The organism is Ponticoccus sp. (in: a-proteobacteria), assembly GCF_048381735.1.
Window position 1 is genome coordinate 291,097 of sequence record NZ_JBLXGL010000003.1, and the last position, 26,938, is coordinate 318,034.

Annotated in this window: 25 protein-coding genes; 4 read left to right on the forward strand and 21 right to left on the reverse strand. The window is 68.7% G+C overall.

The window, feature by feature from the left end:
* Positions 1 to 9 precede the first annotated feature (9 nt).
* From gltB to ACN5KJ_RS08495, 5 genes are all read right to left on the reverse strand, one after another.
* The gene (gltB, locus tag ACN5KJ_RS08475) at positions 10 to 4,554 is read right to left on the reverse strand and encodes a glutamate synthase large subunit (RefSeq protein WP_418593295.1); all 4,545 of its coding nucleotides are present in this window, start codon (positions 4,552 to 4,554) and stop codon (positions 10 to 12) included.
* Between the two features lie 107 nt (positions 4,555 to 4,661).
* On the reverse strand, positions 4,662 to 4,862 hold the full coding sequence (locus tag ACN5KJ_RS08480) for a hypothetical protein (RefSeq protein ID WP_418593297.1): 201 nt from the start codon (positions 4,860 to 4,862) through the stop codon (positions 4,662 to 4,664).
* Positions 4,863 to 4,913: 51 nt separating this feature from the next.
* Positions 4,914 to 5,342, reverse strand: coding sequence for a GFA family protein (locus ACN5KJ_RS08485; protein ID WP_347165759.1), 429 nt, complete (start codon positions 5,340 to 5,342; stop codon positions 4,914 to 4,916).
* On the reverse strand, positions 5,339 to 5,845 hold the full coding sequence (locus tag ACN5KJ_RS08490) for a hypothetical protein (RefSeq protein ID WP_418593299.1): 507 nt from the start codon (positions 5,843 to 5,845) through the stop codon (positions 5,339 to 5,341). The genes ACN5KJ_RS08485 and ACN5KJ_RS08490 overlap by 4 nt, the downstream gene beginning before the upstream one ends.
* Before the next feature lie 124 nt (positions 5,846 to 5,969).
* Positions 5,970 to 7,418, reverse strand: a complete 1,449-nt coding sequence (locus tag ACN5KJ_RS08495; protein ID WP_418593300.1) for an NAD(P)-dependent oxidoreductase — start codon at positions 7,416 to 7,418, stop codon at positions 5,970 to 5,972.
* A gap of 233 nt (positions 7,419 to 7,651) precedes the next feature.
* On the opposite strand from ACN5KJ_RS08495, the gene ACN5KJ_RS08500 reads away from it, so the two are divergent.
* Positions 7,652 to 8,455, forward strand: a complete 804-nt coding sequence (locus tag ACN5KJ_RS08500; protein WP_418593302.1) for an undecaprenyl-diphosphate phosphatase — start codon at positions 7,652 to 7,654, stop codon at positions 8,453 to 8,455.
* 81 nt (positions 8,456 to 8,536) lie between these two features.
* On the opposite strand, the gene rlmH is transcribed toward ACN5KJ_RS08500, so the two are convergent.
* From rlmH to ACN5KJ_RS08520, 4 genes are all read right to left on the reverse strand, one after another.
* The gene (gene rlmH, locus ACN5KJ_RS08505; protein WP_418593304.1) at positions 8,537 to 9,007 is read right to left on the reverse strand and encodes a 23S rRNA (pseudouridine(1915)-N(3))-methyltransferase RlmH; all 471 of its coding nucleotides are present in this window, start codon (positions 9,005 to 9,007) and stop codon (positions 8,537 to 8,539) included.
* A gap of 9 nt (positions 9,008 to 9,016) precedes the next feature.
* Positions 9,017 to 9,382, reverse strand: coding sequence for a ribosome silencing factor (gene rsfS / locus ACN5KJ_RS08510; protein ID WP_418593306.1), 366 nt, complete (start codon positions 9,380 to 9,382; stop codon positions 9,017 to 9,019).
* A 259-nt stretch (positions 9,383 to 9,641) separates the two neighbouring features.
* Entirely contained in the window at positions 9,642 to 9,941 is a 300-nt protein-coding gene (locus ACN5KJ_RS08515) for a hypothetical protein (RefSeq protein ID WP_418593308.1), read from the reverse strand.
* A gap of 176 nt (positions 9,942 to 10,117) precedes the next feature.
* Entirely contained in the window at positions 10,118 to 11,212 is a 1,095-nt protein-coding gene (locus ACN5KJ_RS08520) for a hypothetical protein (RefSeq protein ID WP_418593309.1), read from the reverse strand.
* A gap of 481 nt (positions 11,213 to 11,693) precedes the next feature.
* Between ACN5KJ_RS08520 and ACN5KJ_RS08525 the strand changes: the two genes are divergently transcribed.
* Together ACN5KJ_RS08525 and ACN5KJ_RS08530 are read left to right on the forward strand one after the other, a co-directional pair.
* Positions 11,694 to 14,792 carry an error-prone DNA polymerase gene (locus tag ACN5KJ_RS08525; protein WP_418593571.1) on the forward strand — a complete coding sequence of 1,033 codons (3,099 nt, stop codon included), beginning with the start codon at positions 11,694 to 11,696 and terminating at the stop codon, positions 14,790 to 14,792.
* 58 nt (positions 14,793 to 14,850) lie between these two features.
* Positions 14,851 to 15,198 (forward strand): antibiotic biosynthesis monooxygenase, encoded by a 348-nt coding sequence (locus tag ACN5KJ_RS08530; protein ID WP_347165765.1) that lies wholly within the window; start codon positions 14,851 to 14,853, stop codon positions 15,196 to 15,198.
* A gap of 309 nt (positions 15,199 to 15,507) precedes the next feature.
* Here the strand turns inward: ACN5KJ_RS08530 and ACN5KJ_RS08535 are convergent, their stop codons facing one another.
* From ACN5KJ_RS08535 to ACN5KJ_RS08565, 7 genes are all read right to left on the reverse strand, one after another.
* On the reverse strand, positions 15,508 to 16,692 hold the full coding sequence (locus ACN5KJ_RS08535; RefSeq protein WP_418593310.1) for an aromatic amino acid transaminase: 1,185 nt from the start codon (positions 16,690 to 16,692) through the stop codon (positions 15,508 to 15,510).
* The gene (sseA, locus tag ACN5KJ_RS08540; RefSeq protein WP_347165767.1) at positions 16,692 to 17,552 is read right to left on the reverse strand and encodes a 3-mercaptopyruvate sulfurtransferase; all 861 of its coding nucleotides are present in this window, start codon (positions 17,550 to 17,552) and stop codon (positions 16,692 to 16,694) included. Before sseA ends, ACN5KJ_RS08535 begins: the two co-directional genes overlap by 1 nt.
* A 136-nt stretch (positions 17,553 to 17,688) precedes the next feature.
* Positions 17,689 to 18,165 (reverse strand): SsrA-binding protein SmpB, encoded by a 477-nt coding sequence (gene smpB / locus ACN5KJ_RS08545; RefSeq protein ID WP_206565721.1) that lies wholly within the window; start codon positions 18,163 to 18,165, stop codon positions 17,689 to 17,691.
* Between the two features lie 508 nt (positions 18,166 to 18,673).
* Complete coding sequence (gene rpsO / locus ACN5KJ_RS08550; protein ID WP_147099053.1) at positions 18,674 to 18,943, reverse strand: 30S ribosomal protein S15; 270 nt, start codon at positions 18,941 to 18,943, stop codon at positions 18,674 to 18,676.
* A 161-nt stretch (positions 18,944 to 19,104) separates the two neighbouring features.
* Positions 19,105 to 20,136 carry a calcium-binding protein gene (locus tag ACN5KJ_RS08555; protein ID WP_418593312.1) on the reverse strand — a complete coding sequence of 344 codons (1,032 nt, stop codon included), beginning with the start codon at positions 20,134 to 20,136 and terminating at the stop codon, positions 19,105 to 19,107.
* Between the two features lie 104 nt (positions 20,137 to 20,240).
* Positions 20,241 to 20,522, reverse strand: a complete 282-nt coding sequence (locus tag ACN5KJ_RS08560) for a DUF5665 domain-containing protein (protein ID WP_206564065.1) — start codon at positions 20,520 to 20,522, stop codon at positions 20,241 to 20,243.
* Between the two features lie 109 nt (positions 20,523 to 20,631).
* Entirely contained in the window at positions 20,632 to 21,156 is a 525-nt protein-coding gene (locus ACN5KJ_RS08565) for a DUF1643 domain-containing protein (protein WP_418593314.1), read from the reverse strand.
* A 272-nt stretch (positions 21,157 to 21,428) separates the two neighbouring features.
* On the opposite strand from ACN5KJ_RS08565, the gene ACN5KJ_RS08570 reads away from it, so the two are divergent.
* Entirely contained in the window at positions 21,429 to 22,394 is a 966-nt protein-coding gene (locus ACN5KJ_RS08570) for a threonine ammonia-lyase (RefSeq protein WP_418593316.1), read from the forward strand.
* Between the two features lie 107 nt (positions 22,395 to 22,501).
* On the opposite strand, the gene ACN5KJ_RS08575 is transcribed toward ACN5KJ_RS08570, so the two are convergent.
* The 5 genes from ACN5KJ_RS08575 to ACN5KJ_RS08595 form a co-directional block, all read right to left on the reverse strand.
* A complete protein-coding gene (locus ACN5KJ_RS08575; RefSeq protein WP_206566931.1) occupies positions 22,502 to 22,684 on the reverse strand; it encodes a Trm112 family protein in 183 nt (60 codons plus the stop codon).
* A complete protein-coding gene (locus ACN5KJ_RS08580) occupies positions 22,681 to 23,325 on the reverse strand; it encodes an LON peptidase substrate-binding domain-containing protein (RefSeq protein WP_347165773.1) in 645 nt (214 codons plus the stop codon). The genes ACN5KJ_RS08575 and ACN5KJ_RS08580 overlap by 4 nt, the downstream gene beginning before the upstream one ends.
* Positions 23,326 to 23,352: 27 nt before the next feature.
* Complete coding sequence (gene trxA, locus ACN5KJ_RS08585; protein ID WP_418593318.1) at positions 23,353 to 24,267, reverse strand: thioredoxin; 915 nt, start codon at positions 24,265 to 24,267, stop codon at positions 23,353 to 23,355.
* Positions 24,268 to 24,763: 496 nt separating this feature from the next.
* Positions 24,764 to 25,552, reverse strand: a complete 789-nt coding sequence (locus tag ACN5KJ_RS08590) for an exodeoxyribonuclease III (RefSeq protein ID WP_418593320.1) — start codon at positions 25,550 to 25,552, stop codon at positions 24,764 to 24,766.
* Positions 25,553 to 25,777: 225 nt separating this feature from the next.
* Complete coding sequence (locus ACN5KJ_RS08595) at positions 25,778 to 26,809, reverse strand: succinylglutamate desuccinylase/aspartoacylase family protein (protein ID WP_418593322.1); 1,032 nt, start codon at positions 26,807 to 26,809, stop codon at positions 25,778 to 25,780.
* Positions 26,810 to 26,938 lie beyond the last annotated feature (129 nt).

Genomic DNA, 26,938 nt, shown 5'->3' on the forward strand with positions numbered 1-26,938 from the left:
CCCCTTGTCTTACTCTGCCGGCACCGCGACCTGATCCTCGATGCCCAGCGGATGCGGGATCTTGTTCAGCATCTCCTTCGGGCAGACCTGCACGAAGTTGCCCTTCTCGAGGTCCCAGTGCTGCAGGATATCCTGCGCCTTGCGGCTGCGGGTCTCTTCGACGTGACGCTCGATCAGGCCCTTCAGCTCGTCTTCCCATTCGGAGACGGTCACCGGGCAGGTCACGAGGCTTTCCATGTTCATCATGTCCTGCGCCCGGCCCTCGGGGTCATACAGATAGGCCATGCCGCCGGTCATGCCCGCGCCGAAGTTCGCGCCGATCCCGCCAAGGATCACCGCCACGCCGCCGGTCATGTACTCGCAGCCGTTCGAGCCGCAGCCCTCGACCACCACCCTGGCACCCGAGTTCCGCACCGCGAAACGCTCGCCCGCGCGGCCCGCCGCGAAGAGGTAGCCATCCGTCGCGCCGTAAAGCACGGTGTTGCCGATGATGGTGTTCTCCGAGGCCACCAGCGGCGACACCAGCGGCGGATGCACCACGACGGTGCCGCCCGACAGGCCCTTGCCGACGTAGTCGTTGGCATCGCCCGAGACCTCCAGCTTCAGCCCCGGAGCCGCGAAGGCGCCCAGCGACTGACCGGCGGAACCCGACAGCTTGATGTGCAGGTGATCGGGCTGCAGCGCGTTGCGCATCCCGAACTTCGACACGATATGCGACGAGACCCGCGTGCCCACGGTGCGATGCGTGTTCATCACCGCGTAGGACAGCTGCATCTTCTCGCCGTCCTCTAGGAAGCGCGCGGCATCGCGCACGATCTCGGCATCCAGCGTGTCGCGCACCGGGTTCCGCGGCTTGCCCCGGTCGTAGACGATGTCGTCCGAGCCGTCGACGCGGATCAGCAGCGGGTTCAGGTCGAGGTCGTCGAGATGCTCGGCACCCCGGCTGACCTGGCTCAGCAGGTCGGCGCGACCGATCACCTCGTCAAGGCTGCGCGCCCCGATCGAGGCGAGGATCTCGCGGACTTCCTGCGCGTAGAAGGTGATCAGGTTCACCACCTTGTCGGCGTTGCCGGTGAACTTGCCGCGCAGCGCCTCGTCCTGCGTACACACGCCCACCGGGCAGGTGTTCGACTGGCACTGACGCACCATGATGCAGCCCATGGCGATCAGCGCGGCGGTGCCGATGCCGTATTCCTCGGCACCCATCATGGCGGCCATGACGATGTCGCGACCGGTCCGCAGGCCGCCGTCCGTGCGCAGCGTCACGCGCGAGCGCAGGTTGTTCATCGCCAGAACCTGATGCGCCTCGGTCAGGCCCATCTCCCACGGCAGACCCGCGAACTTGATCGAGGTGCCCGGGGAAGCCCCGGTACCGCCGTTGTGGCCCGAGATCAGGATCACGTCGGCCTCGGCCTTGGCCACGCCCGCCGCGATGGTGCCGACGCCCGAAGAGGCCACCAGCTTCACCGTCACCTTGCAGCGCGGGTTGATCTGCTTGAGGTCGTAGATCAGCTGCGCCAGATCCTCGATCGAGTAGATGTCGTGGTGCGGCGGCGGCGAGATCAGCGTCACGCCCTTGGTCGAATGCCGCAGCCGCGCGATCAGGTCGGTCACCTTCATGCCGGGCAGCTGGCCACCCTCGCCGGGCTTGGCGCCCTGGGCCACCTTGATCTCAAGCTCTTCGCAGTGGTTCAGGTACTCGGCAGTGACACCGAAGCGGCCCGAAGCGACCTGCTTGATCTTGGCCGAGGGGTTGTCGCCGTTGGGTTCGGGCACGAAGTGCGCCGGATCCTCGCCACCTTCGCCGGAGTCGGACTTGGCCCCGATCCGGTTCATGGCGACGTTCAGCGTCTTGTGCGCCTCGGGCGAGAGCGCGCCCAGCGACATGCCCGGCGTCACGAAACGCTTGCGGATCGCGGTGATGCTCTCGACCTCTTCCAGCGGCACCGGCTTGCCCAGCGGCTTCACGTCCAGAAGGTCGCGCAGATGGATCGGCGGATTGGCCTGCATGGCGTTGGAATACTGCTTCCACATCTCGTAAGAGGCGCGGTCGCAGGCGGCCTGCATCAGGTGCATGGTCTGCGCACCCCAGGCGTGGGTCTCTCCCGACTTGCGCGCCTTGTAGAAGCCGCCGATGGGCAGCACGTCACGGCCACCCCGGAAGCCAAGGGCGTGGATTTCCTCGGCCTTCTTCTGGATGCCCTTCACGCCGATCCCCGAGATGCGGGAGATCATGCCGGGGAAGTATTCCGCCACCATGGCGCGCGACAGCCCGACGGCCTCGAAGTTCAGCCCGCCGCGATAGGACGAGATGACCGAGATGCCCATCTTCGACATGATCTTCAGCATGCCCGCGTCGATGGCCTCGCGGTAGGCAGAGACCGCCTCGGTCAGGGTCATGTCCAAGAGGCCGCGCTTGATGCGGTCCGCAAGGCTGTCCTCGGCAAGATAGGGGTTCACGACGGTCGCCCCCGCCGCGATCAGGACGGCGAAGTAATGCGGATCGATGCATTCCGCCGAGCGCACGTTGATCGAGCAGAAGGTCCGCAGGCCCTTGCGGGTCAGGTAGCTGTGCACCGCGCTGGTCGCCAGGATCATCGGCATCGCGATCTTGTCGGCATCGCAATGCTCATCGGTCAGGATCAGGTGCCCGGCACCCGAACGCACCGCATCCTCGGCCTCGGCCCGGATGCGGGCCAGACCCTCGCGCAGCGCGTCCTTGCCGGCGGTGAAGGTACAGTCGATCTCGACGCAGGGCGCGTTGAACTGCCCCTTCAGCGCCTCGAACTGGGCATTGCCCACGAAGGGCGTGTCCAGCACCAGGATCTCGGTCTGGGCGCTCGATTCATCCAGCACGTTCTTGAGGTTGCCGAAACGCGTCTTCAGCGACATCACCCGGAATTCGCGCAGGCTATCGATGGGCGGGTTCGTCACCTGGCTGAAATTCTGCCGGAAGAAATGCGACAGCGGACGATACTTCTTCGACAGCACCGCAGAGGGCGTGTCGTCGCCCATCGAGGCCAGCGCCTCCTTGCCGTCCTCGGCCATGGGCGACAGCGTCTGTTCCAGTTCCTCGATGGTGTAGCCTGCGGCGATCTGGCGGCGGCGCAGTTCCGCGCCCTCGAACTTTGCACTCTCGGTGACCGCGTTCAGCGTCTCGTCCAGCTCGGTGATCTTGCCGACCCATTCGCCAAAGGGCTGTGCCGCAGCCAGCTTGTCCTTGATCTCGACGTCGCGGTAAAGCTTGCCCTCTTTCATGTCGACGGCAATCATCTGGCCCGGCCCAAGCGCGCCTTTCTCGCGCGCCGTGGCCTCGTCGGTCGGAACCATGCCCACCTCGGACCCGGCAATCAGCAGCCCGTCACCGGTCACGACATAGCGCATCGGGCGCAACCCGTTGCGGTCCAGGCCGCCGCAGACCCAGCGGCCATCGGTCATGGCTAGGGCGGCGGGGCCGTCCCAGGGCTCCATCACCGAGTTGCAGTAGGAATACATGTCGCGCCACGACTCGGGCAGTTCCACCGCCTGCTTCGACCACGACTCGGGCACCAGCATGGTCTTGGCCATGGGCGCCGAGCGCCCGGCGCGCACCAGCACCTCGAACACCCCGTCCAGGGCCGCCGAATCCGACGCCCCGTTGGCGATGATCGGCTTGATGTCCTCGGCCATCTCGCCGAAGGCGGAGGAGGCCATGCGGATCTCGTGGCTCTTCATCCAGTTCAGGTTGCCCTTCAGCGTGTTGATCTCGCCGTTGTGGGCCAGCATGCGGAAGGGCTGCGCCAGCCACCACTGCGGGAAGGTGTTGGTGCTGTAACGCTGGTGATAGATCGCGAAGGCGCTCTCGAAGCGGTCGTCCTGCAGGTCGGGGTAGAACTCCGCCACCTGCTCGGCCAGCATCATGCCCTTGTAGATGATCGACCGGCAGGACAGCGAAGCGATATACAGCCCCCCCGCCCCGGCGATGCCCGCCGCCGCCGCCGCCTTCTCGATCCGGCGCCGGATCACGTAAAGCTCGCGCTCGAAGGTCTCTTCGTCCACACCCTTGGCGTTCGAGATCAGGATCTGCTCGATCTCGGGCCGCGTCGAGTTGGCCTTTTCGCCAAGGCAGGAGACATCCACCGGCACGTGGCGCCAGCCGTAGATGTAGTAGCCCATGCGCAGGACCTCGGTCTCGACGATGGTCCGGCAGGCCTCCTGCGCGCCGAAATCCGTGCGCGGCAGGAAGACCTGCCCCACGGCGATCAGCTCGTCCTGGCGCGGGTGGTGGCCAGTGCGCTGGATCTGGTCGTAGAAGAAGGGCACCGGGATCTGCACGTGGATGCCCGCCCCGTCACCGGTCTTGCCGTCCGCATCGACCGCGCCCCGGTGCCAAATCGCCTTCAGCGCGGTGATCCCCGCCTCGACAACACGGCGCGACGGCGAACCGTCCAGCGACACCACAAGCCCCACGCCGCAGGACGAATGCTCTTCGCTCTCGTGGTACATGCCGTTCTCCGACATCCACTTGCGCTTGGCTTCCTCGCGGCGAACCCAGTCTTGATCGTACTTGGTCATGGCTCAGCACTCCTCGTTCAGATGCGGATTGTCCGCGTCGTAATCACGCCGGGACACGCGCCTGACCTGCGCGCCCCCAGCCAAAATCCCTCCGGGTGACGGTCTGCCTAGACCACGCGCATCAAACCTGCGCCCCCGGCATTCTCGAAAAAACCCGGACACAGCTCCACCATGTCCGACCCGTGATCCTGCAACAGCACCGACACCCCGCAGGCGTCGCACCACGCCCGCGCCGCAACCGGCGACGAGCGGCGCCGCGTCACCGGCCCCGACAGCCGGGCCCGCGCCCCGGACACCGCGAGACCCATCTGCACACCGCCTGCACAGCGCGCCGCCGAGGCATCGGCCTGCCGTCACGCTCATGTCGCGCCTCCGTAAAGCGCCAGCGTCTCGGCCCGGCTCAGCCTCGGGTGGTCGCCCGCAAGCCTCCAGCACTCCGGCTTCTGATCCGCGAAGATCTCGCGCTCCAGCACCAGCCCCCCGGCGTCGTCCAGCAGCCCGACCGGCACCTCGTAGTCGCCCGCGCCGTCGACACCCCTGTCATAGCGATACCACAGCGCCGAGCCGCATTTCCCGCAGAAGCTCCGCGACGCCCAGTCCGACGACCGCAGGCTGCGGATGTGCTCCGCCCCCGCGACGCGCATCGCCGCCTCGGGCACGGTGACGGCGAACATGGCAGAGCCCAGCCAGCGCCGGCACTGCGCGCAGTGGCAGACACCGAAACCACCCGTCTGCGCCGCCTCGAAAGAGACCGCCCCGCAAAGACAATGCCCCCGCCGCACGGTCATGCCCCGCCCCCGACAGCAAACACCCCTGTGTTTCTTCTTGGTCCAAATACCTCTGCAAGACCGGCAACGCGCGACTCGACCGCAAACCCGGCGCTCACCCCGTCGAAACCGCGCAGCAGCCCGACGATCCCGCCGCCGCTGCGCGCGATGACGGCGCAGACCTTCCCCCCGGCCGCGTTCAAGGCGCGCGAGCCGCGGGTCGCCGCATCGGGCCGCAGGCTGCGCCTCCGGTCCGGCTCTGCCACGGGGCCGCTTTCGACCCGCCGCGCATCGCCGTCGATACGACCGCCCCCGGCGCCCGAGCCGGGAACCGAGCCATGGATCCTGCGCTGATCCGGGTCCACGGTGGGACAGCTGTCGCGGTTCTGCGTGGTCAGATAGACCGCGCAGCCCGCGGGCGGCTCGAAAAGCGCCCCGGCCCGCGCGGGTGCCGCCGCGCCACAGGCCGTCGCGGCGATCGTCAGACCGCCCGCCAGACCCGCGATGGCATTCCCCGTTCTCACCCTTAAACCCTCCAGGGGCCGGCACCGCCGACCCGGTCGATCCCTGTTGCGTTGCCCGTTCCACCGGCCAGGCCCGGCGCCGATTGCCTGCACGCAGACCGCCGCGCCGGGACCGGCTGTCGCGTCACTCCGCCGCGATGGCGGCGGCGCGGCTGTTCAGATCGCCCAGGATCGCCTCGGCGCAGTCGCGCCCGTCGCGGATCGCCCAGACCACCAGGGATGCGCCGCGCACGATGTCGCCCACCGCGTAGACGCCTTCCAGCGCGGTGCGCCCGCTGGTGAACTGCGCCTTCACGGTGCCCCAGCGCGTGACCTCCAGCTCGGGGCAGCCCCAGAGCGTCGGCAGCTCTTCGGGCTCGAAGCCCAGCGCCTTGATCACCAGGTCGGCGGGCTCGTCGTAATCCGCCCCCTCGATCACCTCGGGCGACTGGCGTCCGCTGGCATCGGGCAGGCCAAGGCGCATCTTCTGCACGATCACCGAACCCACGGCGTCAGTCTCGCCGGACCTGAAGCCCGCCGGCGCGGTCAGCCATTCGAACTGCACGCCTTCTTCCTCGGCATTCTGCACCTCGCGCTGCGATCCCGGCATGTTTGCCCGGTCGCGGCGGTACAGGCATTTGACGCTCTCGGCGCCCTGCCGGATCGCGGTGCGCACGCAGTCCATCGCCGTGTCGCCGCCGCCGATCACCACGACCTTCTTGCCCTTGGCGTTCAACTCGCCGCTGTCGTACTCGGCCACGGTATCGCCGAAATTGGCGACCCGGTTCGAGGCGGTCAGGTAGTCGATGGCCTTGACGATGCCCTTGGCGCCCGCGCCCGGCCCGCCCAGATCGCGGCTCTTGTAGACGCCGGTGGCGATGATGACCGCGTCATGCTGCGCGCGGATCTCCTCGAAGGACATGTCCTCGCCCACCCGGCAGTTCAGGACGAAGCGCACGCCGCCCGCCTCAAGCTGCTGGTTGCGGCGCATGACCACCTCTTTCTCCAGCTTGAAGCCGGGGATGCCATAGGTCAGCAGCCCGCCCGAGCGGTCGTGGCGGTCGTAGACCGTCACCTGCACCCCGGCCCGGCGCAGCATGTCGGCGGCGGCCAGGCCGCCCGGCCCGGCACCGATGATTCCGACGCTTTCCTTGCGCTCGACCTCGGGGGCGGCGGGCGTCACCCAGCCCTCTTCCCAGGCCGTGTCGGTGATGTATTTCTCGACAGAGCCGATGGTCACGGTGCCATGGCCCGACTGCTCGATCACGCAATTGCCTTCGCACAGGCGGTCCTGCGGGCAGATGCGGCCGCAGATCTCGGGGAAGGTATTGGTGGCCTGGCTGATCTCATAGGCCTCCTTCAGGCGGCCCGTGGCGGTCAGGTTCAGCCAGTCGGGGATGTTGTTGTGCAGCGGGCAGTGACTCTGGCAGTAGGGCACGCCGCATTGCGAACACCGCGATGCCTGCTCCCTGGCCTTCTGGTCGGCATATTCGGCGTAAATTTCGGCAAAGTCCCGATTCCGGACATCAGCCTCGCGCTTTGCGGGCATCTCCCGCTGAGTCGTGACAAACTTAAGCATCGGCTGCTTTGCCATAGTACGTGCCTTTTCCAGAAATTGGGTGCGTCAAAGCTCCCGCACCTGATACAGAAGCCGAAACCGAATTAAAAGTCACAACTACTGACCTATATGCAGAAAAATCTGGCGCTACCCACCTCCGATCCACGCCCGGCATCCAAAATTAGGTCCGATCATATACCTAATTCGTTTCTTTCCAATCCGGAACATGGGGTTATACCCGGCAGGTGACCCCAAACCGGATGACCCCAATGCCCCTCACCCAGCTCCTGATTCTCGCGCTCATCCAGGGTGTTACGGAATTCCTGCCGGTCTCCTCCTCGGGGCACCTGATTCTCCTGCCCTCGCTGACCGGCATGCAGGATCAGGGGCAGGTGATCGACGTCGCCGTGCACCTCGGCACGCTTTTCGCGGTGATTCTCTACTTCCGCCGCGATGTGGCGCTGGCCGCCTCGGGCACGCTGCGCCTGCTGACCGGGCGCCGCGACACGCCGGGCGCCGAACTGGCCTTCCTTCTGCTGATGGCCACCATCCCGGTGATCCTCGCGGGGCTGGCGCTGAAACTCACCGGGCTGGACGACGCCCTGCGCTCCGTCGCGGTGATCGGCTGGGCGATGCTGGGCTTCGGGCTGGTTCTCTGGTGGGCGGACAGCCGCAGCCCCACGGTCAAGACCGATGCGGACTGGAACCTGCGGGACGCGATCACCATGGGCCTGTGGCAGGCGGTGGCGCTGATCCCGGGCACCTCGCGGTCGGGCATCACCATCACGGCGGCGCGGCGGCTGGGCTACACGCGCCAGGACGGCGCCAAGCTGGCCATGCTGATGTCGATCCCGACGATCATCGCCTCCGGCACCCTGCTGGGCCTCGAGGTCGCATCCACCGCCGATGCCGCCGCCGCCCGCGACGGCGCGATCGCCGCCGCCTTTGCCTTTGTCGCGGCCCTCGGCGCGCTGACGCTGATGATGCGCCTGCTGCAGTCCGTCAGCTTCACGCCCTACGTGATCTACCGGGTCATCCTGGGCGCGGTCCTGCTCTGGATCGCCTACAGCTGACCCGCCCTTCTCTGGTCCGAAAATACCTCGGGGGAGGCCGCAGGCCGGGGGCAGAGCCCCCAGCCCCGCCGCAACCGGCCATCACGCCCGGTGGTAAGGCGCCCCCGCAAGGATCGACGCGGCACGATACAGCTGTTCCGTCAGCATCACCCGCACCAGCATATGCGGCCAGACCATCTCTCCGAAGCTCAGCGCGAAATCCGCCTCGGCGCGCAGGGCGGGGTCGATCCCGTCCGCGCCGCCGATCACGAAGGCCAGGTCCTGCGTCCCGGTATCGCGCCAGTCCGCCAGCCTTTCGGCAAAGGCCGGGGAGCCCATCACCCGCCCGCGTTCGTCCATCACGCAAAGCCGCGCGCCCGTGGGCAGGGCGCGGCGCAGCAGCATGGCTTCCCCGGCCATGCCACCGCCCTTGCGGTCGTCAACTTCATGCACCGTCACCGGGCCCAGCCCCATGGCCCGCCCGCTGCGGTCGAATCGCTTGATGTAGTCTGAAACAAGCGCGTGTTCGGGACCGGCCTTCAGCCGGCCCACAACGCAAAGATGCACCCGCATGGCCCGTCGTCAGGCCCCGGTCGCGGCCCCCACGGGCTGCCACATCTTTTCCAACTGGTAGAACTCGCGCACTTCGGGGCGGAAGACATGGACGACCACGTCGCCCGCGTCGATCAGCACCCAGTCGCCGGTGTCGCGGCCCTCGGTCTGGCTGAGGATGCCGTATTCCGCCTTGAGCGTATCGGCCAGTTTCTCCGCCAGCGCGCTGACCTGCCGCGACGAACGGCCGGAGCAGATCACCATGTGATCGCAGACAGAGGATTTGCCGCGCAGGTCGATCTGCACGATATCCTCGGCCTTGTTGTCGGAGAGCAGGGTAAAAACCCTGGCAAGCAGGGCTTCGCCATCGGGTTTGCTGGAGGTCACGGCACCCATCGCCGCACCTTGTGCTGCGGCTTCCGCCGCATATGCCGTCGCAGACAGGACATAGTCCTCCTATATTGCTCGCGCCGTGCCACACCCCGGCGCCGGGTGTGACCCTGATATAACACCTGCGCTGCGGATTCTCAACGCAGCGGGCGCAGCCCGCGATCCAGAAACCACTCCCTGCCGCGCAAAGCCGTCACGGCGGCGGCGAATCGGGCCCCATGCGCCCTCCAGACGCGCGATCTGCGCGGGGGATTTACCCCTGCCGTCAGGGCAGGGCATGGCCCTGCAGAGCGAGATAGGCGACAAACAGCAGCCAGAGACAGGCCAGCAGCCCGACCGCATTGGCCACACGCCCGGTCTTGCGGTGCAGTTTCGCGTAATCCGCCATCTCGGGCGATGCGGCGCCGCCCTCGGGCGGCAGGTAATCCGGCTCTGGCCCCAGCAGGCGCCGCAGCTTCGTCGGAAGATCCCCGGCCGCGCGCTTCAGACGCTTGCGCCGCCACGACTGCGCGCCGATCCACAGCGCGATCGACGGGGCGAACAGGACCATTGCAGGACTGGCCATTCAGGGGCTCTCCTTGTGTTGCATTTTGGCACCGATCCCGCCCCTGCCCCCTGCCCCGGATCGCCGCGCTGCCGCCGAACGGCGGACGACGGCGCGCGGCCTGCTGGCCGGGCGCAGGGATCATGAGGCCCGGATCGGGCGGACCACCGGGAATCTGGCGCCCGGGGCCCGCGTTTTCAACCCGCCCGATGCGGCATTTCCGCCGCGTCGAGCGCGGCGGTCAGAGCCTCGTCGGGCACCGTGTTCTCGTTGACCTCGGTGCGGCTCTGCGACTTCCACCCGTTGGTGATGGCCCGGCAGTGATAGAACCAAGCGCCGTCGGCGCGAAAGCGCCACGGAAGGGGCAGCCCTTCCAGTTCATGCGGGCGCCACTGCAGCCGCCCCAGCGGACCCTCCGGCACGATGCACCATTTCGACGGGCAGGGCCGCGCCGGGCTGTCCGCATGGGTGTGGCGGGCATGCCATGACCAGCCCTGCGAGCCCGGCGCCGGATGCACCCAGCGGCCCGGGAACTGCACGAAACCGCGCGACGAGCCGGCGGCGAGGTCGAAGACCGTCCGGCCCGGGGTCATCACCAGCTCGTCGATGTCGCAGTTCAGCACCGCCCGCGCCTGCTTCAGGAAGCGCAGGCGCAGCACGTTCATCACCCCGGTCTGCAGGAACAGCTCGGCATTGACGAAGGGCGGCTTGCCGCGCGGCCCGTACCGCAGCGGGGTCGACAGGATCACCGACCGCGAAAGGCCCGCGCGCTCCAGCGCCGGGCGGATTGCCTCGGGTCCGTATTCCGCAGACCCGTTGTCGACGAAAAGGCAGGCCTGAGCCCCGTGGTGACGCACATGGAACCGCGCCCAATCCTCGACCCACGCGGGATCATTGTCCTTGGACAGGGTCATCAGCACGTTCAGGCCCGCGAAACCGGCGGTCTGCGGCCCGTGAACCCCGGTCTCTCCGACCCAGTCGCCGATCCGGACGGAAACCCTGTCCGGCCGGACCGGGGCCTTCAGCGCGATCAGCGTATGACGGTAGTAGCGGCGCAGGCGGGCGCGCACGGGCCTGCCGTCCAGCGCAAAGGCGGCGCGTGACACCGGCGCCCGCAGGGTGTTGAGCCGGGGGCAGACAAGGACCACCTCGTGACCGGTCCAGACCGCGTCCAGCCACAGCGTCGTGGCGTCGAAGCGGTCCGCGTAGCCCTTGGCACGCTTGTCCGGGGGCACCCGCGGTTGCCGCGCCAGCCCGCTGCCCTCAAGGCTCAAGGTCGCAAAATCGCCCACGGCTGTCCCTGCCCGGTGCCCTTGCCTGCTGGGTAACGCAGCCGGTCGGCCGGGTAAAGCGCCGGTTCACGGCACCGCGCCTGCGATCCGGGCGGCTTCGCGAAACCCGCACGCGCACCGGTCGCGAGAGGCGCATCGATGGCCAGGGATGCCACAGGGCGCGGCGTCCTGCGGGGAGCGGAAGAGAGACGCCTTCCGCCCGGCCTGAGGGCGGTCAGCGCGGCCGGCCCAGGCCCGCCGGGCTGAGCGGTTGCGGGTCGCTGATGCCTCCCGACCGGCGCGGCGTGATTTGGAGCGCGGCGCTTGGTCTTCACCCGGGACGGGGCCGGAGCGGTCGCGGGGGGCCCTGCCCCCGGCCTGCGGCCTCCCCCGAGGTATTTTGAGGACCAAAGAAGACGGCAGAACCGGCAGCGCCCGCCGCGTCGGCCTGTTCCAGGGGGGGGACTCGAAAGAGAACAAAAAATGAACTATGCTTCCGGGCATGTTCGCCGAGCTCTGCATCACCTCGAATTTCACCTTTCTCACCGGGGCCTCGCATCCCGAGGAGTTCATGGAACGGGCCGCCTTCTGCGGAATCGGGGCCATTGCCATCGCCGACCGCAATTCCGTCGCCGGCATCGTGCGGGCCTTTTCGCAGGCAAGGGAGATTCGCCACCAGGTGGCCGAGCGCGCGCGGGAAGAGGCGCGCACCGGACCCATGGGGCCGGTGGCGCCCGAAGGCGCCCTGCCTGCGCCCTCGCTGGACATTTGCCATGTGCCGCGGCTGATCCCCGCCGCGCGGCTGGTCTTTGCCGAGGGGGTGGAGATGACCGCCCTGGCCGCCTCGCGCGCGGGCTGGGCGCTGTTGTGCCGGATGATCAGCACCGGGCGGCAGCGGGCGGCGAAGGGGGAATGCCTGCTGCACCTGGCGGATCTGCCGGACGATCCCGGGGGGCTGCGGCTGATCCTGCACCCGCCGGGCGCGGTGCGGCAGGGCTGGCTGACCGAGGTCCGGGCCTTGCTGGCGCGCCTGCGGGTGCGCCCGCATCTGGCCATGGCGCCGCGCTACGACGGGCGCGACGGGGCCCGGCTGGACCGGCAGGCGGCACTGGCGGAGCGGCTGGGGCTTGAGACGCTGGCCAGTGCCGAGCCGCTGATGCACCACGGGCGGCGGCGGCGGCTGGCGGATGTCATGACCGCGATCCGCACCGGGCGGCGGGTGGATCACCTTGGCCGCGACGCCCTGCCCAATGCCGAGCGGCGGATGCGGTCGGAGGATGAGATGCGGCGGCTGTTCGCGGCCCATGAGGGCGCCGTCGACCGGGCGGCGGCGCTGGCCCGGGACTGCCGTTTCGACCTTGGGTCGCTGCGCTACGAGTACCCCTCGGAGATCGCCGAGGGCGAGACACCCACGGACCGGCTGCGGCGGCTGGCGCTGGAGGGGCTGGGCTGGCGCTATCCGCAGGGCGCGCCCGAGAGCGTGCGGACCCTGCTGGAGCATGAGCTGACCCTGATCGCCAAGCTGCGCTACGAGCCCTATTTCCTGACCGTGCGCGATATCGTGGCCTTTGCGCGCAGCCGCGACATCCTCTGCCAGGGGCGCGGGTCGGCGGCGAATTCCGTGGTGTGCTACTGTCTGGGCGTGACCTCTGTCAGCCCCGAGATCGGCACCATGGTCTTCGAGCGCTTCGTGTCCGAGGCCCGCGACGAGCCGCCCGACATCGACGTGGATTTCGAGCACGAGCGCCGCGAAGAGGTGATCCAGCATATCTACCGGACCTACGGGCGGCATCGCGCCGGCCTCTGCGCCACTGTCATCCACTACCGCGGCAAGCGCGCGATCCGCGAGGTCGGCGCGGCCATGGGCCTGTCGCGCGACACCATCGGGGCGCTTTCCTCGCAGCTTTGGGGGTTCTTTTCCACCCATGGGGTCGAGGCGGAGCGGATGCGCGAGATCGGGCTGGACCCGACCGACCGCAGGCTGGCGCAGACGCTGGAGCTGGTGCAGGAGATCCAGGGCTTTCCGCGCCACCTGTCGCAGCACGTCGGCGGCTTCATCGTGACCGAGGGGCGGCTGGACGAGCTTGTGCCGATCGAGAACGCCGCGATGAAAGACCGCACGGTGATCTGCTGGGACAAGGACGACATCGACGCGCTGGGGATCCTGAAGGTCGACGTGCTGAGCCTTGGCATGCTGACCTGCATCCGCAAGGCCTTCGAGCTGATCGCATCCGAGCACAACGAGCGGCATACGCTGGCCACGCTGCCGCCCGAGGATCCGCGCGTCTACGACATGCTGTGCCGCGCCGACAGCATCGGCGTCTTCCAGGTGGAAAGCCGGGCGCAGATGAACTTCCTGCCCCGGATGCGGCCACGCTGCTTCTACGACCTGGTGATCGAGGTGGCGATCATCCGGCCCGGCCCCATCCAGGGTGACATGGTGCATCCCTATATCCGGCGGCGCAACGGCGAGGAGCAGGTGTCCTTCCCCTCGGACGCGCTGGGGCGGGTTCTGGGCAAGACGCTGGGCGTGCCGCTGTTCCAGGAGCAGGCGATGCAGATCGCCATCACCGGGGCGGGGTTCTCGCCGGACGAGGCGGACCGGCTGCGGCGCTCGCTGGCGACCTTCAAGAAACACGGCAGCGTGTCAGAGTTTCGCGGACGGTTCCTGCGCGGCATGGCGCGCAACGGCTACGAGGCAGAGTTTGCCGAGCGCTGTTTTTCCCAGATCGAGGGCTTCGGATCCTATGGTTTCCCCGAGAGCCATGCGGCAAGCTTCGCGCTTCTGGTCTATGCCTCGGCCTGGATCAAGTGCCACCACCCGGCGATCTTCGCCTGCGCGCTGCTGAACGCCCAGCCCATGGGCTTCTACGCACCCGCGCAAATCGTGCGGGACGCGCGTGAGCACGGGGTGACGGTGCTGCCCGTCGACGTGAACGCCAGCTACTGGGACAATACGATCGAACGCGACGGCTGCGGAGCCCTGGCGCTGCGGCTGGGGTTCCGGCAGGTGCGCGGGCTGACAGAAGAAGACATGCAGTGGCTGACCGCCGCGCGCGGCAACGGCTACCGGTCGGTGCGGGACGTCTGGCGGCGGGCCGGGCTGGGGCCTGCGGTGCTGTCGCGGCTGGCCGAGGCCGATGTCTTTGCCACGCTGGCGCTGACCCGGCGCGCCGCCCTGTGGGAGGCCAGGGCACTGGCGCCGGGGCCGGACCTGCCGCTGTTTGCCCGCGACATGGACGGCGAGGCGATTGCCGAGGCGCTGGCCGCGCTGCCCGCGATGACCCCCGGCGAGGAGGTGGTGGAGGATTACGTCGCCATGCGGCTGTCCCTGCGCGCACATCCGGTGGCCCTGCTGCGGCATCTGCTGACGCCGGTTGAGGGGGCGGAGGGGGCGTCATGCCAAAGGCATGCAGACAACATGCCCCCGCTGCTGCGCAGCCCCCCGGGATATTTCCGGACAGAAGAAACGGGGGGCGGTGCCGATCCGGCGGGGGCGCGGGCCGATCTTGCCAGCGGGCACGGGCGGCATCCGCGCGACATGCCCGCGCCGGTCCCGCAGATGAGGGGCACTCACAAGGGCGGTCGCCTGCGGAGTTGAGTGCGGCTTGTGCCGGAGCGGGCGGTGGATCACTCTGGCGTATCGGAGGAAGGAAACCATGATCGCCATCATCTTCGAAGTGACCCCGGCGGAGGGACGCAAGCAGGCCTATCTCGACATCGCCGCCACCATGCGGCCCCTCGTGGAACAGGTGGAGGGCTTCATCTCGGTCGAGCGGTTCCAGAGCCTGACGAACCCGGACAAGCTGCTGTCGATCAGCTTCTTCGAGGACGAGGCGGCGGTCGACCGCTGGCGCCAGCTGGAAAAGCACCGCGCGGCGCAGGAGGCCGGGCGCGGCGGGCTGTTCGCCGGATACCGGCTGCGGGTGGCGCATGTGCTGCGCGATTACGGCAAGGAGGATCGGGCGCAGGCCCCCGAGGACAGCCGCGCGCGGCACGGCGGCTGAAGGGAATGCCGATTGTCCGGGAAAGACGGTATTTTCGGAAAGAGTCCGCGCAGCCATGGGCCCCGCGCAAAGACCGGGTCCGATGACGCCCCGCCCGGACCGCCCAAGGCGGGCCACAGGGCTGAGCGGAAAGAGAGACACCCCTGTTTCGGGGCCGGCCCGAAAGGCGGTCCCTCCCCCGGCGTGGCGGGGGGAGGACAGGAGGGGGGCCGGGGCATCCGGCGTGCCGGCAGGCACCCCGTTGAGGGAAACCGCACCGGGATCCCGAGGGCGGGTGGGGCAGGACCTGCCTGCCCGGCCCCCGTGGCGTCAGACGCCTGCCTTGACGATGGCCTCGGCGAGGATCGGCACGGTGCTCTGGTTCAGCCCGGCGATGTTCATCCGCGAATCGCCCACCATGTAGACGCCGAAATCGTCGCGCATCTTCTGCACCTGTTCGGGCGTGGCGCCGATGCGCGAGAACATGCCCCGGTGCTGCGCGATGAAGCCGAAGCGGTCGGAGCCCGACAGCCGCTGCAGCTCGCTCGCCAGCTGCGCGCGCAGGCCCAGCATGGTGTTGCGGACCTCTTCCAGCTCTGCCGCCCAGTCGGCGCGCAGGGCCCCGTCGGTCAGCACCATGGTCACCAGCCGCGCGCCGTGGTCCGGCGGGAACGAGAAGTTCTGCCGGTTCAGGTAGTTCAGCGTGCCCTGGTTGAGCTTTTGCTTCGCCGGGTCCTGCGCCACGGCCATCAGAAGGCCCGTGCGCTCGCGGTAGATGCCGAAGTTCTTGGAACAGGAGGCCGCGATCAGGCACTCGGGCACCGAGGATGCGACCAGCCGCACCGCCTGCGCGTCTTCCTCAAGCCCGTCGCCAAAGCCCTGGTAGGCGATATCGACCATGGGCACCGCGCCCTTGGCCAGCAGCAGGTCGACCAGCGCCTGCCACTGGGTCATGTTCAGGTTGGCGCCCGTCGGGTTGTGGCAGCAGCCATGCACCAGCACCACGTCACCGGCCTTCACCGCGTCCAGGTCCGCCATCATGCCGTCGAAGTCGACGCCGCGCGTCTCGTCGTCGAAATAGCGGTAGGGCACGGTCTCGATCTGCATGTGCTTGAGGATCGACAGGTGGTTCGGCCAGGTCGGATCGCTGACGAAGACCCGTGCGGCGGGATTCGCCATGCGGATCATGTCGAAGGCCTGCCGCACCGCGCCGGTGCCGCCCGGCGTCGCCGCCGCCGCGACCTGGCTCCGCGGCACCGCATCGCCCAGCACCAGCGACACCATGGCATCGCCATAGGCCGGATCGCCCGCAAGCCCGGTATAGGCCTTGGTCTGCTCGGCTTCCCACAGCTGCTTTTCCGCCGCCTTCACCGCGCGCATGATCGGGGTATTGCCGCTGGCATCCTTGTAGACGCCGACGCCAAGGTCGATCTTGTTCTCGCGCGGGTCCTCCTTGTACAGCTGCATCAGCTGCAGGATCTTGTCGGCGGGTTGCTCCTTGAGCGTCTCGAACATCAGTCTTCTCCGGTTGCGACGGGCAGCGTCGGGAAGGCACCCCATTCCGCCCAGGACCCGTCATAAAGCGAGTGGTCACCCTTGCCCATGACCTCGAGCGCGAGGCTGAGCACGGCGGCGGTCACGCCCGACCCACATGTGGTGATGACCGGCTTCGACAAGTCCACGCCGGCCGCCTCGAAGGTGCCGCGCAGCGCCTCCGCATCCTTCATCGTGCCGTCCTCGGCCAGAACGGCGCGGTAGGGCACATTCTTCGAGCCGGGGATATGGCCGGGCCGCAGGCCCTCGCGCGGTTCCGGCGCCTCGCCACGGAAGCGCGGGGCAGAGCGGGCATCCACTACCTCGGTATCCTTCAGCTTCACCGCGGCGGAGACCTGCGTGACGTCGCGCACCAGATGGGCCTGGCGCCGCGCCGTCATGTGGCGGTCGCGGATCATCGGCGGCAGGTCCTCGACCGGCCGGCCCTCGGCCTGCCACTTCGGCAAACCGCCGTCCAGCACGGCCACGCTGTCCTGCCCCATCAGGCGGAACAGCCACCAGACGCGCGCCGCCGAAAACAGGCCGGCGCCGTCGTAGATCACCACCTGATGGCCGTCACCGACACCCAGGGCGCGCATGCGGCTCATGAACTTTTCCGGTGCCGGGGCCATGTGCGGCAGGTCCGAGCGCGCGTCCGACACGTCGTCGATGTCGAAGAACCGCGCGCCGGGGATATGCGCGGCGGCATATTCGGCGCGCCCGTCCCGGCCCATGTCGGGCAGGTACCAGCTGGCATCGAGGATGCGCAGGTCGGGATCGTTCAGGTGTTTCTCCAGCCAGCCGGTCGAGACCAGCGTCTTGGGATCGTCCACAGCAGCCATGCCGCCCCCCGTCTTGTCAGCTTGGCCTTGCCTAGCCACAGACGCGGCCCGTTGCAAGCATCAGCCTCCGGCCCCGCCATTCGCGGCACCCCCGGCAAGGGACAGCGCGCAACAGCCCGGCGCCGCCGCGCCAGTTTCAGCCGCGCTCTTTCAGCAGACGCTGCTTCTGGCGGCTCCAGTCGCGCTTGGCCTCGGTCTCGCGCTTGTCGTGGTTTTTCTTGCCCTTGGCGATGCCGATCTTCAGCTTCGCGATGCCCTTGTGGTTGAAATACAGCACCAGCGGCACCAGCGTCATGCCCTTGCGCTGGGTCTCGTTCCACAGCCGCGACAACTCGCGCTTGGAGCACAGCAGCTTGCGCCGCCGCCGCTCTTCATGGCCGAACATGGCGCGCTCGTAGGGGGCGATGTAGGAATTCACCAGCCACAACTCGCCGTCCTCGACCGCCGCATAGCTTTCGGCGACATTCGAGGTGTTCTCGCGCAGCGACTTCACCTCGGAGCCGGTCAGGATGATCCCGCATTCGAGATCCTCTTCGATGGCATAATCGAAGCGCGCGCGCCGGTTCTCGGCGATCACCTTGTAATTCGGGTTGCTGTCGGGTTTCTTGGCCATGGCACGCCTAGATAGGGTCTCGCGGCCCTTCTGTCCACGGGGTGCGATGCAAATCCTGCCCGGGAAGGCGCCCGCACAACATCAGACCGCGTCCCGCCCCCTCTGACAGGCCAGCCAGCCCCCAGACACAGGGCCGCGCGCCCCACGGCCCTTCCCCGGCAGGCCCGCACCCCCGCGCCCCCAGGAAACCAGCCGCACGCCCCAAAAGGCGCCGCAGACCCGCCCCCCTCATCCCGCAAATCGGCCGAGCCTGTCCCAAAAACGCCCCGCCCCCTCTTCTTTGGTCTTCAAATACCTTGGAGGGGTCTGGGGAGGCGAAGCCTCCCCAGCCGGGCGCCTGCCAAAGGCAGGCGAAACACCCCGGCCGCGGGCCTCCGCACAGGCCCCGGCACGGAAAACGCCCGCCTCCGTTTCCGAAGACGGGCGCCCTGTCCCTCGTACGAGGTAAGTCGCTTCTCGTTGGCCGCGGGGGATAGACCGGATCACCAGCGGATCCGGCCGTCGCGGCTTAGCGGCGAATGCCGAGGCGCTTGATGAGATCCTGGTAGCGCGCTTCTTCCTTGCCCTTCAGGTAGTCCAGCAGCTTGCGGCGCTGAGCCACCAGCTTCAGAAGGCCACGACGCGAGTGGTTGTCCTTCTTGTGGGTCTTGAAGTGTTCGGTCAGCGTGCTGATGCGCGACGTCAGGATGGCCACCTGCACTTCGGGCGAACCGGTGTCGCCTTCCTTGGTGGCATATTCTTTCATCAGGCGGTTTTTTTCTTCGACCGTGATCGACATCGGGGGCTCCTTTCGGATCGAGGGTTATGGCGCAAGCCGGGATGTCGTCCAGCAAGGCCCGTGGAGAGTATCCGCATCGCGCGGATGTGCCTCTCTACGCGATTCCCTTCGGGATGGGAAGGGCCAGCCGCCCCGGCCCCGGCAAGGCGTCACGGTCCCGGTCAGCCAAAGGCGATCTGGTCCGCCACGCTTTCCCCGACCAGCACGATGGCGTCCAGCCCCGGCGCAACCGCCGTCGGCAGGGTCGAAATCACGACGCCGTCCAGCACGATCTCCGTCGTCTCGGGATCCTCCGCGCTGATGCGCAGCGACAGCTGCGGGTCGGCGGCCTCGTCGCTGTCGTCGAAGACCACCATGATCTGGTCCTCCGCCGCGTCATAGTCCAGCAGGCTGGATGCGGCGGAGGTGATCCAGTCCCCCAGCAGCAGCCGATCCGCACCCGCACCGCCCTGCAGCATGTCGCCATTGCCGCCCACCAGCGTATCGGCCCCGTCGCCACCGTTCAGGAAGTCGCCCTCGTCCGTATCGGCCCCCGTCTCGTCCGGCATGGCGCCGACGATCACGTCGTTGCCCCAGCCGCCAAAGAGCGTGTCCACCCCGGCCCCGCCCTCCAGCGTATCACCGCCCTCACGGCCCAAGAGGGCATCGGCGCCCGCGTCGCCCAGCATCAGGTCGTTGCCCAGACCGCCGACAAGGCTGTCGACGCCGGGGCCGCCCATCAGGATATCGTCGCCGTCATGACCGTAGAGTTCGTCGTTGTCCTCGCCGCCGTCGAGGCTGTCGTTTCCGCCTTCGCCGTGGATGGTGTCGTCGCTCCAGTCGCCCTGAAGCGTATCGTCGCCCGCTCCGCCCAGCAGGTCGTCGCCGCCGCCCAGCCCGTCGAGGCTGTCGTTGCCCGCGCCGCCGGATATGCGGTCGTCGAATTCCGTGCCAGAGAGGGTTTCGTCATCCGCGTCACCCTCGGTGGTGACGCCAAGCCGGGCCAGCAGCGACCCGCCCTCCTCACCGTCACCCTCGTCCCCCGCCTCGAACCACGCCCGGCCATCGCCCTGCGTCTGGTCGGTGTCCCCCTCGGCCTCCCCTTCGGCATCCCGCTCGGGCGCGGCGTCGGGATCGTCTTCCGGCAGGCCGGTGCTGACGATCGCGATCGATCCCAGCGCCATCATTCCAAGCAATCCAGTGAGAAACAGCATGGTTCCGCCCCATTCCCGTCCTCATGACAGGCCGCCACGACTATCCCAGACAGAGATTGACCGATCAAACGCTTTCAGCCTGAAAGGTTAACGGACCCGGGCCGTCACGGGCCGTTGATTTCCTCGATGATGGCCCGGGCGATCTCTCCGATGATCGGGATGAACTCGATTTGCCCGAGGATCAGCGCCACCACCGAGACCAGCGCCGTCGCCCCGACAACCGTGCCAAGGCCGAAGGCCAGTCCGCGCAGGAATTGCCACCACATCAGGCGCCAGACATTGTTGTGAACCCGCACCAGCCGATGCGCATTGAAGGCGCCGACCTCGTCGGCCAGGCGACCCAGGTCCCTGTGCAGCCTGTCCAGATCCTCCTGCGGTCTATCCATCGCGCTGTTCTCCGGTGGTCCTTTCGCTAGCAGGAGGCCAGAACCGCAGGCCAAGGCAATCCCCCCGCGGGACCGGGCGCCCCGGGCGCGGCGGATCGGCAACGCCCCTTCAGGCGGGCCGGAGGTAGCGCCGCGCCTCCGGCCAGGGCATCGGGGCGGTGGCATAGGCCACGTAAAGCGGGTGGCGCGGGTGGCCGTCGCGGGTCAGGCCAAGGTGGCTTGCGGGGCCCAGCCAGCCCGCCACCTCCGGCCCCCGGTTCAGCAGGCCGCCATGCACACCCCAGCCGGCGACGGTCAGCGCGGCGCCCCGGGCCCAGTCGCGCAGCAGGGCGTCGTTCCCGGGGCCGACCGGCGCCGGCGCGGCCTTCAGGTCGCGCGGATGCGTGGCGCGATACGCGAAAAGATTGGCGATCCGAAGCCCGCCGAAGCCCATCGCCTCGGCCCGGCGCTGGCAGCGTTCGATGGTCGGGTCGTTGCGCGTCTCGTCGGCGGTCGAGGGGTTGAGCATCACGAAGAGCACCTCGTCGGCGCCCTCGCGCCAGACCCGCCGCAGCCCATAGCGATAGACCCCGCAGGTCGAGAAGAAGGCCTCGCTGCGCTGGCCGTCCGCGCGGACCGACGTGCGGCGGATCATGGCCGGCCCCGGGGCGCGCCGCTCGGGGCGGTTGTCCGGCGCCGCACAGTCATCCCCCGCCGCAGCATGGCCGCCGCCTTGCCTCGCGGGTCAGCCGCGCGGCCTGCCCCCTGGCGGACGGCTGACCCCTGTCGAACGGGCCGGTTTGGAATGGCATTCAGCCGGATCATGCACCGGACCCTGCCCCGGTGACCTGCGCGGCGCAAGTGCTTGACTTTTCCGGGCGCCCCGCCTCCCCATGGCGCCGCAGAACCGCCCCGGAAAGGACCGCCATGAACATCGAGAAAATCGAGGCCGCCGCAACCCGCCTGAAGGGCATTGCACGCCGGACGCCGCTGCTGTCCTCGCCGCATCTGGATGCCATCGCCGGGCGGCGGGTTTTCGTGAAGCCGGAATGCCTGCAGCACACCGGCAGCTTCAAGTTCCGCGGCGCCTATGCGGCGGTTTCGGCCCTGCCCCCGGAGGTCCGCACGCGCGGCATCCTCGCCTATTCCTCGGGCAACCATGCGCAGGGCATCGCGCGGGCGGCGCAGCTGTTCGGGGTGCCTGCGGTGATTATCATGCCGCAGGACGCCCCCGCCGCGAAGATCGAGGGCACCAAGGCCCTGGGGGGCGAGGTGGTGCTTTACACCCGCGGCGGCGAGAGCCGCGAGGCCATCGGCGCAAGGCTGGCCGAGACGCGCGGGCTGACCCTGATCAGGCCCTATGACGAACCCGAGGTCATCGCCGGACAGGGCACCTGCGGGCTGGAGATCGCCGAACAGGCCGCCGAACAGGGCATCGACCGGGCCGAGGTGCTGGTTTGCTGCGGCGGGGGCGGGCTGACCGCCGGGATCGCGCTGGCGCTGGAGGCCCGCGCCCCGGGCCTGCGCGTCCGCCCCGCCGAGCCCGAGGCCTTCGACGACACCGCCCGATCGCTGGCCAGCGGCACGCGGCAGAGCAACACGCAGGAGGCGGGCGGCCTCTGCGACGCCATCCTGACGCCCACCCCCGGAGAAATCACCTTTCCGATCAACGCCCGCCTCTGCGGTCCGGGCCTGTCGGTCTCGGATGCAGAGGTCTTGCAGGCCATGGCCCTTGCGCTGCGGCACCTGAAGATCGTCGCAGAGCCGGGCGGCGCGGTGGCGCTGGCCGCCGCGCTGTTCCGGTCAGAGGCGCTGGAGGCCGACACGGTGATCGCCACCGTATCGGGCGGGAATGTCGATGCTGCGGTGCTGGCGCGGGCGCTGGCGGGCTAGCGACGCGGTTCCGGTGCCTTCGGCGTTTCGCGAAGGCCGCGCATCGCCGGTGCGCGTCCGGGACACGGCGTCCCGCCCCTCCGGCCCGAGCGCTGCCGCGCCCGGCGCTAGGGGTCCAGCCGTCGCGCCTCGTCGACCAGCATGACCGGGATGCCGTCGCGGATCGGATAGGCAAGATTGGCCTGCTTGCTGATCAGCTCCTGCCGCTCGGCGTCGTAGTCCAGCGTGCCTTGCGACTGGGGGCAGATCAGCGCCTCTAGCATGCGGCGGTCGAATTCGGGGGGGGTCATTGCATCACGTCTCCTTCGCCGCCGCGCATGCGGTATTCGATCAGGGTCACCAGCGTTTCGCGCCGCGTGCCCAGCGAGGGCGCCTCGAGCAGCGCCTGCTTGTCCTCGGGACCGAAGTCCAGAAGCATCGACAGAGAGTTCACCAGCAGCTCGTCGTCGGCGTCCTTCAGCGTCTGCCAGTCCGCCTGAAGGTCGCGGGCGGTGAAGTAGCGGTCGAGCAGCCGCAGGAACCGGTCGCGGTCGAAACACTCATCCGCCTCGGGCCCGGCAGAGCGGTCGCGGTCGAAGCCCTGCCACGAGACCTCGCAGCGCCGGTAGGGGGTGAAGCCCTCGACCTCCTGCGACACGCGGAACCGCGAGATCCCGGTGAGGGTGATCATGTAGCGCCCGTCCTCGGTTTCCGAGAACTGGGTGACACGGCCGGCGCAGCCGATCCGGTGCAGCCCCTTTTCCATCCGCCCCGGGACCGGCGCGGGCTGGACCATGCCGATCAGCCGCTCCGGCGTCTTGAGCGCGTCGTCGAGCATCGCCAGATAACGCGGTTCGAAGATATGAAGGGGCAGACGCGCCCGCGGCAGCAGGAGCGCCCCGGGCAGGGGAAAGACCGGGATCATACCCGGCAGGTCTGTCAGCCGTGTCATGCCGTCTCAGGTAGCCTGCGCCGGGGCTCAGGCAAATATCATCGACGACAATTTCCGGCGTCCGTTCAGGGCCACCGGGTCGTTGGGCTTCAGCGCCTCGAAGATGGTGAAAAGCTGCGCCCGCGCGGCGCCGTCGTTCCACTCGCGGTCCCGCCGGAACAGGTCCAGCAGCTGCGCCACCGCGCCCTCTGCATCGCCATTGGCATAAAGCGCCTGCGCAAGGTCGAAACGCGCCTGATGGTTGTCGGGCTCGGCCTCCACCGTCGCGGTCAGCTCGGCCACCGGGCCGACGCCCGCCGATTGCCTGGCCAGTTCCAGCTGCGCATGCGCCGCCTCCAGTTCGGGCGCCTTGGAGATCTCGACCGGCGCGCCGTTCAGGATCGCCTCGGCCTGCTCCAGCTCGCCCAGCACCACATGCGCCCGCACCAGTCCGCCATAGGCCTTGGCATTGGCGGGGTCTTCCTCGAGGATTGCGGCGAAGGTCTGGGCCGCGTCCACCGCCGCCCCCTGCTCCAGCATTTCCTCGGCAGCGACAACGGCATCGTCCAGCCCGCCCGAGGCATCACCACCGGCGGCCTGCACCACGCGCTCGACAAAGGCCTTGATCTCGGACTGCGGCAGCGCGCCCTGAAAGCCGTCGAGCGGCTGGCCCTGATAGAAGGCATAGACCGTGGGGATCGACTGGATGCGCATCTGACCGGCGATCGCCTGCGCCTCGTCGACATTGACCTTGACCATCTTCACCGCGCCCTTGGCGGCCTTCACGGCCTCTTCCAGCTGCGGCCCAAGCGTCTTGCACGGCCCGCACCAGGGCGCCCAGAAATCGACGATCACCGGGATCTCTTTCGACCCGTCCACGACCTCGGCCATGAACTCCGCCTCGGTGATATCCTTCACGAGATCGCCCGCCTCGGGGCCCTTCGCAGCATTCAGTTCCAGCATCTTCGCCTCCGCCGTGTTGCGGTTTCCTTGACAGGCTAGATGGCTCACGACGCCGTCAGTTGCAAGGGTGAGGTCCGATCCGCCGCAGGTGGGACAGGCTTCCGGGGGAAGGCTGTCAGGACCGAACGGGCGTAAGCCCAGCCGATCCGCCGCAGGTGGACGAAGGCTCCGGCGGAGCCTTCGAGGTCCGAACGGGCGCAACCCCGACCGAAGCGACGCAGGAGGATGCAGGCTTTGCGGGAGTTGCCCCTGTGGACCGAACGGTCAAAGCCCCCGACCGATCCGCCAGGGGCGCTGCACGCATATCGATGCTTCAGGATCAGCACGCGCGCCGCCCTTCTCCGCACCCGGCGCGCCGGCGCCATGCCCGCCCCGGGGGGCATCCCGCAACATCTGCCCCGCGCGGTTCGACCGGCGACTTTCACGGCAGGGCCGCACCAGGCGCCTCCGCCCTCCCGAGGGCGGGCATGGCGCATGCGCGCCTCCCGCAACCGCCCTACAGGTCGAAGGTCGCGAAGACCGGCGCGTGATCCGAAGGTTTCTCCCAGCCGCGCGCGGCGCGCAGGATACGGCTGGAATGCCCCGCGTTGGCGATATCGGAGGTGGCCCAGACGTGATCCAGGCGGCGGCCCTTGTCGGCGGCATCCCAGTCCTTGGCGCGGTAGGACCACCAGGAATAAAGCTGCCCCTCGGGCAGGTCCTTGCGGGTGATGTCGACCCAGCCGCCCGCGTCCTGCGTGGCCCCCAGCGCCTCGACCTCGACCGGGGTGTGGCTGACGACCTTCAGCATCTTCTTGTGGTCCCAGACGTCGTCCTCGCGCGGGGCGATGTTCAGGTCGCCGACAAGGATCGCCTTTTCCGGGCGTTCGCCGTGGAACCAGTCGCGCATCTCGGACAGGTAGTCCAGCTTCTGCCCGAACTTCAGGTTCACCGCGCGGTCCGGTACATCGCCGCCCGCCGGGACATAGAAGTTGTGCACCGTGACGCCGTTCTCCAGCCGCGCCGCGACGTGGCGGGCATGGCCGAGGGCTGCGAAATCACGGTCGCCCACATCCTCGATCGGCAGCTTCGACAGGATCGCGACGCCGTTGTAGCCCTTCTGGCCGCGCGCGACGATGTGGTTGTAGCCAAGCGCCTGAAAGCCCTCCAGCGGGATCTTGTCCACCGGCGACTTGCATTCCTGCAGGCACAGCACATCCGGCATCTCCTCGGTCAGGAGTTTCTCCACCAAATCCTTGCGAAGACGCACGGAATTGATGTTCCAGGTGGCAAGGGTGAAGGGCATGGCGGTCTCCGGCTGCTGTGGCCGCGAACCTGCACCCACGGGCGCCGGGGCGCAACCCGGTTCCTGCTTTGCACCGGGGCACAGGGTCGCCGCCCGACCCTACGGCGCCCGCCGGGTCTTCGCGCCTGGGACAGCGACGAGACACAGGCGCAGTGCGCAGCGCGACCCCTCGTCCCGCTCAGACATGCCCCCATCCACCCCCGGGGCAGAGGAGGCGGGACGGCTTCAGATGATCTCGTCCTCGTCGAACAGCGGCGGCGCGTCCTGATGCGCCTCGAAGCCGTCGGCGGCGCGGGCCAGCTTGTGCTCGGCAGGCTCGCCGATGTGATAGACCGCGTCGCCCTCGTTCACCACCGGCAGGTTGGTGCGCCCGATCACGATGCCCGCGACCTCGGCCAGAACCTCGGCCTCCGCCTCTCCGAAGGGGTCGGTGACGATGCCCAGCACCGTGCCGCGGGTGACGTATTCGCCGCTGGCCTTCAGCGTCCGCAGCAACCCGCCCGAGGGCGCGCGCACCCAGGACGACCGCTCGCAGAACACCGATGCCCCGCGCGGCTTCGGCACGCCGCGTCCCGCGATCAAGCCCAGCTTCGCCAGAACCCGCAGGATGCCAGAGACCCCGGCCCGCGCCGCGAATTCGTCAAAACGCAGCCCCTCGCCCGCCTCGTAAAGCAGCACGTCGACGCCCGCCGCCCCCGCCTCCAGCCGCAGCGATCCCTCGCGCACCTTCGAGGTCAGCGTGACGGGCGCGGCAAAGGCCTCTCCCAGCTCCTTCAGGCGGGCGCTGCCCGGGGTCAGGCGAATCTGCGGCAGGTTCTCGCGGCCCACGGCGGCGGAATGCAGGTCGATGCCGACGTCGCAGCGCCGCACGATCTCCTTCATGAAGAGATCGGCAAGACGCGCGGCCAGAGAGCCCTCGCCATGGCCGGGGAACGACCGGTTCAGGTCGCGCCGGTCCGGCAGGTAGCGCGACTGGTTGAGAAAGCCGAAGCTGTTGACGATGGGCACGGCGATCAGCGTGCCGGACAGCCGCGACAGCGGCGCGGCGCGCAGCAGGCGGCGGACGATCTCGACGCCGATGACCTCATCGCCGTGGATGGCGGCCGAAACGAAGACCGCCGGGCCGGGTTTCCTGCCGTGGATGACATGGGCCGAAAGATTGACGGGCGTATGATCCGACAGGACCGAGACCGGCAGGTCGACGGTCCGCCGCGCTCCGGCGGCGATGGTCTGGGAACCGAGGACAAAGGGCTTCATGCGGGCGCTTCCTTTCGTTCCGAAAGGGTTAGGCAAAGGCGCCGGACATGGCAACTGCCCCCGGGCGGACAGCCACCGGCAAAGCACCTCCACGGGCCCCGCAACAGCCACGCGACCGACACAAGGCTG